We start from the raw sequence: 12146 nt of genomic DNA on the forward strand, positions 1-12146 counted from the left end.
GCTGCCAGTCGTAACGCCCCTGCGTGCTACCATCGCCTTCCGCTGTACCTTCCCGCCCGCTTTTCTCCGCCTGTCCCCATGTCTTCTGGTCTCGCCCACGGGCTCAATGCTGCCCAATCCGAAGGTGTGCACTACCTCGATGGCCCCTGCCTGGTGCTGGCCGGGGCGGGCTCCGGCAAGACGCGCGTGATCACACAGAAGATCGCGCACCTGATTCTCGACAAGGGCTTCGAGCCGAAGCACATCGCCGCCGTCACGTTTACGAACAAAGCGGCCAAGGAAATGCAGGAGCGCGTGGCCAAGCTGATGGAGGGCCAGACGCGCGCCGACGGCAAGCGCATCCCCATCAAGCAGTTGACGGTGTGTACGTTCCACTCGCTGGGTGTGCAGATCCTGCGGGCTGAGGCCGAGCATGTGGGCCTGAAGCCGCGCTTCTCGATCATGGATTCGGACGATTGCTTCGGCATGATTCAGGAGCAGCTGGCCACCACCGACAAGCAACTGATCCGCCGCGTGCAAAGCACGATCTCGCTGTGGAAGAACGGTCTGGTCGACCCGGAAGAGGCGATTGCCGAGGCGCTGGCCAATAACAACGTGGATGACCACCAGGCCGCGCTGGTCTACCGCAACTACGTCGCCACGCTGCATGCGTATCAGGCGGTGGACTTTGACGACCTGATCCGCATTCCTGCCGAGCTGTTCGCGCGCAATGAAGACGTGCGCCTGAAGTGGCAGAACCGCCTGCGCTACTTCCTCGTCGATGAATACCAAGACACCAACGCCTGCCAGTACCAGTTGCTGAAGCTGCTGGCGGGCGGCTCGCACCTGCGTGCGCCGGCCTTCACGGCCGTGGGCGACGACGACCAGGCCATCTACGGCTGGCGCGGCGCCACGCTCGACAACCTCAAACTGCTGCAGACGGATTTCCCAAACCTCAAGGTCATCAAGCTGGAGCAGAACTACCGCTCCACGGTGCGCATCCTGAATGCCGCCAACGCCGTCATCGCGCAGAACCCCAAGCTATTCGAGAAGACGCTGTGGAGCGAGCATGGCATGGGCGATGCCATCAACGTGATCAGCGCCAACGATGAGGAGCACGAGGCCGAGAGCGTGGTCTTCAAACTCTCTGCGCACAAGTTCGAGCGGCGCGCGCAGTTCCGGGATTACGCGATCCTGTATCGCGGAAACTTCCAGGCGCGGCTGTTCGAGCAGATCCTGCGCCGCGAGCGCATTCCGTATGTGCTCTCGGGCGGGCAGAGCTTCTTCGACAAGGCTGAGATCAAGGATTTGTGTGCGTACCTGCGGCTGATTGCCAATGCGGATGACGACCCCGCGTTCATCCGCGCGATCACCACGCCCAAGCGTGGCGTGGGCAATGCGACGCTGGAGGTGCTGGGTTCATTCGCGGGGCAGGCCAAGGTGTCGCTGTTCGAGGCGGCGATGATGGGCGGGATTGAGGCACAGCTCGCGCCGCGTCAGTTGGAACCGCTGCGCGTGTTCTGCGAATTCATCGTGCGGCTGTCGGACCGCGCCGCAAAGGAACCCGCCGGCACGCTGCTCGACGAGATGATGGAAGGCATCCACTATGAGGCCTACCTGTACGACACTTACGACGAGCGCCAGGCCCAGAACAAGTGGACCAACGTGCTGGAGTTTCTCGACTGGCTCAAGCGCAAGGGCACCAAGCCGGAGAAACAGGACAGCGAAGAGGCCACCGGTTTCGACAATGCCGATGGTTTGATGGACGAAGGCAAGAACTTGCTCGAACTCACGCAGACCATCGCGCTGATCAGCATGCTCGAAGGCAGGGAAGAGGACCCGGATGCGGTGCGCCTGTCCACGCTGCATGCGAGCAAGGGGCTGGAGTATCCGCACGTGTTCCTGGTTGGCGTGGAAGAAGGCATCCTGCCGCACTGCCGTGAAGACGATGATCTGACCGACGAGAAGATCGAGGAAGAGCGCCGGCTAATGTATGTGGGCATCACGCGCGCGCAGCGCAGCCTGCATATCAGCTGGTGCAAGAAGCGCAAGCGGGCGCGGGAAACGGTGGTGTGCGAGCCGTCGCGCTATATCGCGGAGATGAAGCTTGGCGATGATGCTGGGCCAACGCCTGAGGACTCCATGCCGGCGATGTCGCCTAAGGATCGGTTGGGCGCGTTGAAGGGGTTGCTGGCGGCTAAAAAACCCGTGGCGACTTGAACCGGAGGCGGCCCACCCCCTATTCATCTCCAGCCAGGGGCCGAAAGGGGGCTGACCACCAAGCGCCTCAATCAATTCCCCGCCCCCTGGATGTAGTTCAAATCCACAAACTCACTCCCCCGATTCCCCCGAGTGAAATCCAAGGTAAATCCCCCCACATCCACCCGCGTCTGCAACGCGCGCCGCAGTTCAGCACCCGCCACCTTCCCGCCCACTGCATTCATCGCCTGAATCAGATACGTCGCGGCGATATAACCTGACAATGTGGCCCCAGACGGCGGCTCATCCAGAAACTGCTTCATGCGTGCGATATGTTCGCGCGTGATTCTCGTGTTGCCGACAGCGGGGTTGGGTACGGTTTGCGCGAGCAGCATGCCGCCGCTGTAGCCGGTGCCGAGAATCTCGCGTGCCACCTGCGGGTTGACCGACGAGAGCCCGACCAGGAAGCCATACCACCCGTGCTGCGCCAGCGCGCGACCGACACTGGCATAGGCGAGGGTATCGCCGGCGACGATGATGGCGGTCGGTTTGGTCGGGGCGATGCGCGCGGCCAGTTCACCCGGATCACCCGTGAGCGTGTAGAGGTCGAGCGCTTCCGCTGCCTCACCTTTCGCGGACGTCGCGCCGGCGAGCGTGTTGCGCAGGCGCGCGCCGAGTTGCGGATCGAACCCCGCGGTGGTGACCAGTGCAATGCGCCGCATGCCGAACTGGCGCAGGCGGTTGTGGGCGGCGATGATCTCGCGGTCGTAGTCGGGGCGAATGAACCAGACGTTGTCAGAGGCGGATGTGGCACCCGAGAGCGGCGCCAGCAGCGGCACATTGCGCCGCGCGATCTCCGGAGAAGCGCTCAGCCCGGGCAACAGGCGTTCGCTCACGCCGAAGAGCACTTCCACGCGATCGCGCTCGATCATGTCGACGGCTTGCTGCACGGCTTCGGCCTGTTCGACTTCGCGGCGGATCAGGCTGATGCGCCGGCCCTTGATACCACCGCTCAGGTTGGCCGCATCAAACGCGACCTTGGCGCCAGCCATGAAGTCGCGCGCGTAGTCGGCCTGGGCGCCACCGCGCTCAACCAACTGCCCGACGACAAGCGTGGAATTGCCTTGCGCATGCGCCGTCAGCGTCACAACGGCGGTTGCGCAGGCGAATACGCACGCACAGCGGCGTGCCAGTGTCTGCCACATCATGCTTCCCCCAAAGACGAATCGACGGCGCGTTGCTCTTGTTATGACCGGCCTGGCAGGCAGGTGCGCACCAATCGTCGATGTTAGGCGGCTGAACGTGACAGATCAGTGAAGTTACGCCCCTCCCGATGGAGGGATCGGCGCGTTTGAACCCGCATTGACCGACGTTGACACATATCAACGCGCTGCCGGGAGTGCAGGAATAGCATCAACCGTCGCCCTCGCACCCCACCGCCCCATGTTCCCCTTTGCTCAACCGGCCGCCCAGGATGCGGCTGCCAATGACACCGCCTTCCGCTGGTCTGCCCCGCAGGTGCGGGCGCTGGCGCAGCGTTTCGACACGCATGGTCCGCGCTATACGTCGTACCCGACAGCGGACCGCTTCCACAACGGCTTCAGCAACGCGGCGTACCTCGACGCACTGCACCGACGGGCCGCGATTGCGCCGGCGCTGCATGCGCCGCTGTCGCTGTACATGCACCTGCCGTTCTGCGCGAACCTCTGCTACTACTGCGGTTGCAACAAGGTCATCACCAAAGACCACTCGCGCAGTGCGCGCTACATCCGCGCCCTGGCACAGGAGATGGCGCTCGTGGCCGAGCACATCGGCCCACTGCGCCGCGTGAAGCAACTGCACTGGGGTGGCGGCACGCCGACCTTCCTCACGCACGATGAGATGCGCGCCGTGATGGCCGCCACGCGTGCGCATTTCGATCTGGCGCCTGACGCGGAAATCTCCGTCGAACTCGACCCACGGCACGCAGACGACGCCACGCTGGCGGTGCTCGCTGATCTCGGCTTCAACCGCGCCAGCCTCGGTATTCAAGATTTCGACCCGGATGTGCAGCGGGCCATCCATCGCATCCAGCACGTGGAAGACACGCGCCGCGTAGTGGACAGCGCGCGCCGCCTCGGCTTTGAATCGATCAGCTTCGATCTGATCTACGGCCTGCCGCATCAACGTACCGAGACGTTCAACGCGACACTGGACCGCGTGCTGGAGATGGCGCCGGATCGGCTGTCTGTCTACAGCTACGCGCATCTGCCGCACCTGTTCAAGCCGCAGCGCCGCATCAACCTCCTTGCGCTACCGACGGCCGACGAGAAGCTCGACCTGCTGGCCATGACGGTGGAGCGCCTGGTGGACGCGGGCTATGTCTACATCGGCATGGACCACTTCGCGCGGCCGGACGATGCCTTGGCGATTGCGCAGCGCGAAGGGCGGCTGCAGCGCAATTTCCAGGGCTATTCCACGCATGCCGATTGCGATCTGCTGGCCTTTGGCGTGTCCGCCATCAGCCGCGTGGGCGACGTGTATGCGCAGAACGAAAAGGATCTCGACGCGTACTACGCGCGCATCGACGCCAACGAGCTGCCGGTGCTGCGCGGCCTGTCGCTCTCGCCGGACGACCACGTGCGGCGTGCGCTGATTGGTGAACTGATGTGCGGGTTCGAGTTGGACATGCGCGCGTTCGGCGCCACGCACGGGTTGGACTTCAAGGGGACCTTTGCCGAAGAACTGGAGGCGTTGGCGCCGCTGGAAGAGGCGGGCCTGGTGAAGGTGGGTGACGAGCGCATCCTCATCACGCCGCAAGGGCGGCTGCTGGTGCGGCGCATCGCCATGGTGTTCGACGCGCATCTGCGCGCCGTTGGCACCGAGCGCGCGGTCGAGGCGGAGGGCAAGCCCGTCGCCTTCGTTCCGCGCTACTCCAAGGTGGTCTGATCGACCTTAAGCCGTTACTGGTTCCTGCGCAGTCGTTTCCGTTTGTGCCGTCGCGACGGTCTGCGGCCAGACTTCGGCCAGACGCAGCAGGTTGGTCGAACCTGCCTGACCAAACGGCATGCCCGCCGTGATGGCGATCTGGTCGCCCGACACGGCAAAGCCCTCGCGGGCGGCAGCACGGCAGGCCGCATCCACCATTTCATCCACGCTGTGCACGTCGGCGCTTACGGTGCTGTGCACGCCCCAGGTGATTGCCAGACGGCGCGCCGTATCCAGACGTGGCGTGATGCTCACGATGGGCGCCAGCGGCCGCTCGCGTGCGGCGCGCAGGCTGGTCTTGCCGCTGGACGTGTAGGTGACCGTGGCCACCGCGCCCAGGATGTGCGTCACGTCGCGCAGGGCCGCGCAGATGGCGTCCTGGCGCGTCGGTAACGGGGCCTGATGTTGTGCGTCGATCAGGTTGCGGTACAGCGGATCGCGCTCGGTTTCGGCAATGATGCGGTTCATGATGCTGACCGCTGCCACCGGGTGCTTGCCGCTGGCCGATTCAGCCGAGAGCATCACCGCATCGGTGCCGTCGTACACAGCGGTTGCCACATCGGATGCTTCGGCGCGCGTTGGCACCGGCGCTTCGATCATCGATTCCAGCATCTGCGTAGCCACGACCACGGGCTTGCCGTGTTGGCGTGCGAGGCGCAGGATGCGCTTCTGCACGCCGGGCACACGCTCGGGCGGCAACTCCACACCCAGGTCGCCACGCGCCACCATCAGTGCGTCGGAGGCCTGCACAATGTCTTCCAGGTGCAGCAGCGCGGCGGGCTTCTCGATCTTGGAGAGCAGGCCGGCGCGGTCGCCGATGATCTCGCGCGCGGCGATCACATCCTCGGCGCGTTGCACGAACGACAGCGCAATCCAGTCCACGCCCAGCGACAAGGCGAACTCAAGGTCGCGCAGGTCTTTCTCGGTGAGTGCGGGGATGGGGATCACCGCATCGGGCACGTTCACACCCTTGCGATCCGACAGCGGGCCGCCGTCGACCACACGGGTGACGATAGCGGTCGGATCAGCGGCTTCCACGGCCAGTCGGATCTTGCCGTCATCGAGCAACAGGGATTGGCCCGGCGCAGCAGCGGCGTACAGCTCGGGGTGCGGCAGGTGCACACGGGTGACATCGCCCGGCGTCGGGTCGCGGTCGAGCACGAAGCGCTCGCCGTTCTTGAGCGTGACGCGGCCCTCGGCAAACGTGCCGATGCGCAGCTTCGGGCCTTGCATGTCGGCCAGGATGCCGATGGGGCGACCGGTTTCGGCTTCCACTGCGCGCACGGCGTCGTAGCGCTTGCGGTGATCTTCGTGCGAGCCGTGGCTGAAGTTCAGGCGAAAGACGTCTGCACCGGCGTCGAAGAGGGCGCGGATGGTGTCTTTGTCGCTGCTGGCGGGGCCGAGGGTGGCGAGGATTTTGGTGTTGCGGAATCGGCGCATTGCTTGTTGCTCCGGTGTGGGCTGGTGCTTGCTGCGTTTGCGGACCTGGGTGGTCCATCTCTGGTTTCAGCCCCGGCAGGGGACGAAAGGGAGGCGCACTACCAACGCTAAAACAAAACTGCCACTACCCGAAGGCAGCGGCAGCATTCACAACTTAGGCAATGTCGTGGTTCGACATGATCTCAATCGCACGGCACAGCGCCGAGTGATCCTGCTTGCCCAGACCGTTAGCGGAGCAGGTGTTGAACAGCTCCTGTGCAGTCGCGGTGTTCGGCAGTGCCACGCCCAGCGCCTTGGCACCTTGCAGCGCCAGGTTCAGATCCTTCTGGTGCAGTTCAATGCGGAAGCCCGGATCGAACGTACGCTTGACCATGCGCTCGCCATGCACTTCCAGGATGCGCGAGTTGGCAAAGCCGCCCATCAGTGCCTGACGCACCTTTGCGGGGTCGGCGCCGGCCTTCGATGCAAACAGCAGCGCTTCCGACACGGCCTGAATGTTCAGCGCCACGATGATCTGGTTGGCCACCTTGGTGGTCTGGCCATCGCCGTTGCCGCCGACCAGCGTGATGTTCTTGCCCATCAGTTGGAACAGCGGAACCACGCGATCAAACGCCGCTTGTTCACCGCCGACCATGATCGTCAGCGAGGCAGCCTTGGCGCCCACTTCGCCACCCGACACCGGGGCGTCCAGGTATTGCGCGCCGGTCTTGTTGATGCGCGAAGCGAAGTCCTTCGTCGCGATCGGCGAGATCGAGCTCATGTCGACCACGATCTTGCCGGCAGCAGCCTCCTTGCCGGCGTCCTTCAGCGCCTTGGCGACGCCCTTTTCGCTGAACAGCACGGCTTCAACGTGCGGGGTGTCCGGCACCATGACGAAGATGATGTCGGCACGCTTGGCGACTTCCTCGGCGCTCGTGCAGACCGTCACGCCAGCTTCCACCAGCGTGGCCGGGGCCGGGTTGACGTCGTGCACGAACAGCGTGTGGCCAGCGGCGCGCAGGTGGCCTGCCATGGGGGCGCCCATGATGCCGAGACCGATGAAACCGAGGTTGAGTGCGTTTGCCATGGTGAGGGATCTCCTTGGGGTTGATGGTTTGTGTGTTGGATGGGCCTTGGTGGTCCACTCCCTTTCACCCCCTGCCGGGGGCGACTCACTTTCTTTGTCTTGCCAAAGAAAGTAAGCAAAGAAAGGCGCGCCCAAGATGGCGACCCCTTCCTTGAATTTGTGTAACCGGGCGGAGAAGGAGCCAAACTCGCTGCGCTCAGACAAGCCTCCTTCTTGTTTCCGCCCGCTTACACAAATTCAAGGCGCCATCTAGGGCAGGGTACGGCCACACAATCTGTGTGCTGCCCAAGGTGGCTCTTGTTTGGTGCTGTTGTTGCTCGCTTCGCTTCGCGTTGTGCTGCTTACTGCTGCTACTGCGGTCGTGCTTCGATGGTTTGGCCTTTGACGTTCCTGTCCTAGATGGCGCCTTGAATTTCTGTTGCAGAGAGGAAAAAGAGTGCAGGCCTGTCTGAGCGAAGCGAGTTGCCTGCGCTCCCTCTCTGCGACATAAATTCAAGGGGTATTCGCCATCTCGGGCGCGCCTTTCTTTTGCTTACTTTTCTTTGGCAAGACAAAGAAAAGTGAGTCAGCCCCGGCAGGGGATGAAACAGGGGATGCACCCCTCCCGCCGGAACAAGGCAAAAACCAAATCAAGCAACGTTGTGAGCAGCACGCCAGCCAAGACCTTCAACCGTCCCAGCCTTAGGCTTGTACTCACACCCAATCCAGCCCTTGTAGCCAATCTCAGCCAACCAACGGAACAAGAACTGGTAATTGATCTCGCCCGTGCCCGGCTCGTTGCGGCCCGGGTTGTCGGCCAACTGCACATGCTTGATCTTGTCCAGATGGCGCTTGAGCGTGTTCGCCACTTCGCCTTCCATCCGTTGCATGTGATAGATGTCGTACTGCACGTACAGGTTGGACGCATCCACGTCGTTGATCAGGTCCAGTGCCTGCTGCGTGCGGTTCAGGTAGAAGCCCGGAATATCAAACGTGTTGATCGGCTCGATCAGCAGATCAATCTTCTCGGCCTTCAGTGCCTTCGCTGCAAACTTCAGGTTCTCCACCAGCGTCTTGCGCGCAACGTCTTCGCTCACGCCTTCGGGGCGAATGCCCACCAGGCAGTTGAGTTGCTTCACGCCGAGCACCTTGGCGTACTTGATGGCTTCGCCCACGCCGTCCTGGAACTCGCTCACGCGATCGGGCAGCACGGCGATACCGCGCTCACCGCCGTCCCAGTTGCCGGCCGGCAGGTTGTGCAGGACCAGGTCCAGTTGGTAGCTGTTCAGCTTGTCGGCAATCTGGTCTGCATGAAACGCGTAGGGGAACAGGAACTCCACACCGCGGAAGCCCGCACGCGCGGCGGCTTCGAAGCGGTCGAGGAAGGCCTGCTCGTTGAAGAGCATGGTCAGGTTGGCTGCCAGCTTTGTCATGTTTTCTCCTTATCGGACGGTGAGGGAAAGGCGTGTCGTCTCGCGTTGTCTTACGCGGTGGCGCCTTCTTCAGCGACGGTGTCTTCCAGGTCGAGCACCTCTTCAAACTCGACCACGTTGTCGATCTCGGTGCCCATGGCGATGTTCGTCACGCGCTCGAGAATCACTTCCACCATCACCGGCACCGAGAACTCGGCCATCAGCTTGCGAGCCTGCGCGAAGGCCGGTTCGATGTCTTCCGGCTTGAACACGCGGATCGCCTTGCAGCCAAGGCCTTCCACCACCTTCACGTGGTCCACGCCGTAGCCGTTCAGCTCAGGGGCGTTCACGTTGTCGAAGGCGAGCTGGACGCAGTAGTCCATGTCGAAGTTGCGCTGTGCCTGGCGGATCAGGCCCAGATACGAGTTGTTCACCACCACGTGGATGTACGGCACCTTGAACTGCGCGGCCACCGCCATTTCTTCGATCATGAACTGGAAGTCGTAGTCACCTGAGATGGCCACCACGTCGCTGTTGGGCGAAGCCACCTTCACGCCGATTGCGGCGGGGATCGTCCAGCCCAGCGGGCCTGCCTGACCGCAGTTGATCCAGTGGCGCGGCTGGTTGACCGACAGGAACTGCGCAGCAGCAATCTGCGACAGGCCGATTGTCGACACGTAACGTACGTCGCGCGGGAAGAACTGGTTCATCTCGCGGTACACGCGCTGCGGCTTGACAGGCACGTTGTCGAAGTCCGAACGACGCAGCATCGTGCGCTTGCGCTTCTGCACGTCAGCGTTCCACGACTTGCGGCACGGCAGCTTGCCGGCGGCCTTCAGCTCGCGAGCGACTTCAATGAACTTCTCCAGTGCGGCGCCTGCGTCCGACACGATGCCCAGGTCCGGACCGAACACGCGGCCGATCTGGGTCGGTTCGATATCGACATGGATGAACTTGCGGCCCTTGGTGTAGACGTCGACGCTGCCCGTGTGGCGGTTGGCCCAGCGGTTGCCGATGCCGAACACGAAGTCCGACGCCAGCAGCGTGGCGTTGCCGTAGCGGTGCGAGGTCTGCAAGCCGACCATGCCGGCGTTGAGCGGGTGATCATCGGCCAGCACGCCCCAGCCCATCAGGGTCGGGACTACGGGCACGTTCACCAGTTCGGCAAACTCGACCATCAGCTTGGCTGCGTCAGCGTTGATCACGCCACCACCGCACACCAGCAACGGGCGCTCGGCTGCGCACAGCATCTCGATGGCGCGCTCGGCCTGGGCACGCGTGGCCGCGGGCTTGTAGACCGGCATCGGGCTGTAGGTGTCGATGTCGAATTCAATCTCGGCGACTTGCACGTCGAACGGCAGGTCGATCAGCACCGGGCCCGGACGGCCGGAGCGCATCAGGTGGAACGCTTGCTGGAACACGCGCGGCACCAGTGCCGGCTCACGCACGGTCACGGCCCACTTGGTGACCGGCTTGGCGATCGACTCGATGTCGACGGCCTGGAAGTCTTCCTTGTACAGGCGCGCGCGCGGGGCCTGGCCGGTGATACAGAGGATGGGAATCGAATCCGCCCAGGCCGAGTACAGGCCGGTGATCATGTCGGTGCCTGCGGGGCCCGAGGTGCCGATACACACGCCGATGTTGCCGGGTTCGGCACGGGTGTAGCCTTCGGCCATGTGCGAGGCGCCTTCAACGTGGCGGGCCAGCACGTGGTCGATGTTGCCGGCCTTACGCAGGGCCGAGTACAACGGGTTGATGGCGGCACCAGGCACGCCGAAGGCGGTGGTGATGCCTTCTTTTTCCATCACCGCAACTGCGGCATCAATCGCTCTCATCTTCGGCATGGTGTGTCTCCAGGAAGGGGAAGGTGGGAATAGGTTTGAGCTGATCCTATTCCCGCATGCCGATATGGATAAACGCAGCTTTCGTCAGTTGATTGCTAACTCTGCATATCGAATGATTTTGCGTGCCGCAGCAATCGGCAGGCAGGCAACCTGTCGGAAACACCCATTCCCAAGCCAATTTCACCCGATTTTGTGCAACGCAAAATTTCAATGGCGCGCGTAACCATTGATCACATCACTGACAGTCATTTCAGTCATTCGTCACAGGTGATATGCGCTGGATAGCACCAATCCGCGTACGGAATCCTTCATAAAATGGTCTGACATTGCGAACTGGAATGATGGAATGGACAAGCTCAAGCAGATCGAAGCGTTCATCGCCGTGGTGGAGCACGGCAGCATGGCCGCCGCCGCGCTCACGCAGGACGTGACGCCCGTCATGATCGGCCGCCGCATCAACGCGCTGGAGGCGCGCCTGGGCGTGAAGCTGCTGCATCGGTCCACGCGGCGCATTGCGGTGACGGAGCAGGGCGCGGTGTTCATGGAACAGTGCAAGAAGGCACTGGGCGAACTGGACCGCGCCGAGCTGCTGGTGGCCGAAGGCCGCCACAAGGCGACGGGCCACCTGATCGTCTCCGCACCGGCTGCGTTTGGCCGCAAGCACGTTGCGCCGCATGCGCCGGACTTCCTGCGCGCCAACCCGGACGTGCGCTGCTCGTTCAACCTGACCGACCGCGTGGTCGATCTCGTGCGTGAGGGTTACGACGTGGGCATCCGCATCGGCGGGGCGATCGACCCGAACTTCGTGGCGATCCGCCTGGCGTCGAACAAGCGCGTGGTGTGCGGCACGCCAGCGTACTTCGCCAAGCACGGCGTACCCCGCACGCTGGATGAACTGGAAAAGCACAACTGCCTGGCCTTCAACCTGCAGGGTGGCCAGCAGCGTGGTTGGTACTTTCAGCAGAACGGCAAGGCGGTCACCGTCAAAGTGAGCGGCAACCTCGACTGCAACGACGGCGAACTGCTGCACCGCTGGATGGGCGAGGGCCTGGGCCTCGGCTGGCGGTCAACGTGGGAGATTCAGCCCGAGCTGGAATCCGGCGCGCTGATGACGGTGCTGGATGACTACGCACTGCCCGACTACGACATCCTCGCCGTGTATCCGCAACAGCGGCCGGTGCCGGCGAAGATTCGGTTCTTTATCGAACACCTGAAGGCGGTGTATGGGCAGGCGGGGTATTGGTCGCGCGCTAGCTGACG

The 12146-nt window shown here is 63.2% G+C and carries 8 protein-coding genes; 3 read left to right on the plus strand and 5 right to left on the minus strand.

Annotated elements, in window-relative coordinates; genetic code table 11:
• The first annotated feature begins 78 nt into the window (after window positions 1-78).
• Window positions 79-2199 carry a UvrD-helicase domain-containing protein gene (locus R2N11_RS09770; protein WP_199030659.1) on the plus strand — a complete coding sequence of 707 codons (2121 nt, stop codon included), beginning with the start codon at window positions 79-81 and terminating at the stop codon, window positions 2197-2199.
• A 71-nt stretch (window positions 2200-2270) separates the two neighbouring features.
• Here the strand turns inward: R2N11_RS09770 and R2N11_RS09775 are convergent, their stop codons facing one another.
• Window positions 2271-3383, minus strand: coding sequence for an ABC transporter substrate-binding protein (locus R2N11_RS09775; protein WP_316681062.1), 1113 nt, complete (start codon window positions 3381-3383; stop codon window positions 2271-2273).
• 238 nt (window positions 3384-3621) lie between these two features.
• On the opposite strand from R2N11_RS09775, the gene hemN reads away from it, so the two are divergent.
• Complete coding sequence (hemN, locus tag R2N11_RS09780) at window positions 3622-5106, plus strand: oxygen-independent coproporphyrinogen III oxidase (RefSeq protein ID WP_316680942.1); 1485 nt, start codon at window positions 3622-3624, stop codon at window positions 5104-5106.
• 6 nt (window positions 5107-5112) lie between these two features.
• On the opposite strand, the gene pyk is transcribed toward hemN, so the two are convergent.
• The 4 genes from pyk to gcl all read right to left on the minus strand — a co-directional run bounded on the left by pyk (window position 5113) and on the right by gcl (window position 10886).
• Complete coding sequence (gene pyk, locus R2N11_RS09785) at window positions 5113-6585, minus strand: pyruvate kinase (protein ID WP_316680944.1); 1473 nt, start codon at window positions 6583-6585, stop codon at window positions 5113-5115.
• A 154-nt stretch (window positions 6586-6739) separates the two neighbouring features.
• Window positions 6740-7651 (minus strand): 2-hydroxy-3-oxopropionate reductase, encoded by a 912-nt coding sequence (glxR, locus tag R2N11_RS09790; RefSeq protein WP_199030656.1) that lies wholly within the window; start codon window positions 7649-7651, stop codon window positions 6740-6742.
• A 629-nt stretch (window positions 7652-8280) separates the two neighbouring features.
• Window positions 8281-9063, minus strand: a complete 783-nt coding sequence (gene hyi / locus R2N11_RS09795) for a hydroxypyruvate isomerase (protein ID WP_316680946.1) — start codon at window positions 9061-9063, stop codon at window positions 8281-8283.
• 50 nt (window positions 9064-9113) lie between these two features.
• Window positions 9114-10886, minus strand: a complete 1773-nt coding sequence (gcl, locus tag R2N11_RS09800; RefSeq protein ID WP_199030654.1) for a glyoxylate carboligase — start codon at window positions 10884-10886, stop codon at window positions 9114-9116.
• A 346-nt stretch (window positions 10887-11232) separates the two neighbouring features.
• On the opposite strand from gcl, the gene R2N11_RS09805 reads away from it, so the two are divergent.
• Window positions 11233-12144 carry a LysR family transcriptional regulator gene (locus R2N11_RS09805; RefSeq protein WP_316680948.1) on the plus strand — a complete coding sequence of 304 codons (912 nt, stop codon included), beginning with the start codon at window positions 11233-11235 and terminating at the stop codon, window positions 12142-12144.
• The last annotated feature ends 2 nt before the right edge of the window (window positions 12145-12146 follow it).

Origin of the sequence: Ralstonia flaminis (assembly GCF_958415495.1) — a bacterium.
GTDB classification, from domain to species: domain Bacteria; phylum Pseudomonadota; class Gammaproteobacteria; order Burkholderiales; family Burkholderiaceae; genus Ralstonia; species Ralstonia flaminis.

What these genes read in the sequence shown, in the direction of transcription:
- R2N11_RS09805 (WP_316680948.1), top strand. Translation starts at nt 11,233, where the DNA reads ATGGACAAGCTCAAGCAGATCGAAGCGTTCATCGCCGTGGTGGAGCAC.
- R2N11_RS09775 (WP_316681062.1), bottom strand. Translation starts at nt 3,383, where the DNA reads ATGTGGCAGACACTGGCACGCCGCTGTGCGTGCGTATTCGCCTGCGCA.
- gcl (WP_199030654.1), bottom strand. Translation starts at nt 10,886, where the DNA reads ATGCCGAAGATGAGAGCGATTGATGCCGCAGTTGCGGTGATGGAAAAA.
- hemN (WP_316680942.1), top strand. Translation starts at nt 3,622, where the DNA reads ATGTTCCCCTTTGCTCAACCGGCCGCCCAGGATGCGGCTGCCAATGAC.
- glxR (WP_199030656.1), bottom strand. Translation starts at nt 7,651, where the DNA reads ATGGCAAACGCACTCAACCTCGGTTTCATCGGTCTCGGCATCATGGGC.
- hyi (WP_316680946.1), bottom strand. Translation starts at nt 9,063, where the DNA reads ATGACAAAGCTGGCAGCCAACCTGACCATGCTCTTCAACGAGCAGGCC.
- pyk (WP_316680944.1), bottom strand. Translation starts at nt 6,585, where the DNA reads ATGCGCCGATTCCGCAACACCAAAATCCTCGCCACCCTCGGCCCCGCC.
- R2N11_RS09770 (WP_199030659.1), top strand. Translation starts at nt 79, where the DNA reads ATGTCTTCTGGTCTCGCCCACGGGCTCAATGCTGCCCAATCCGAAGGT.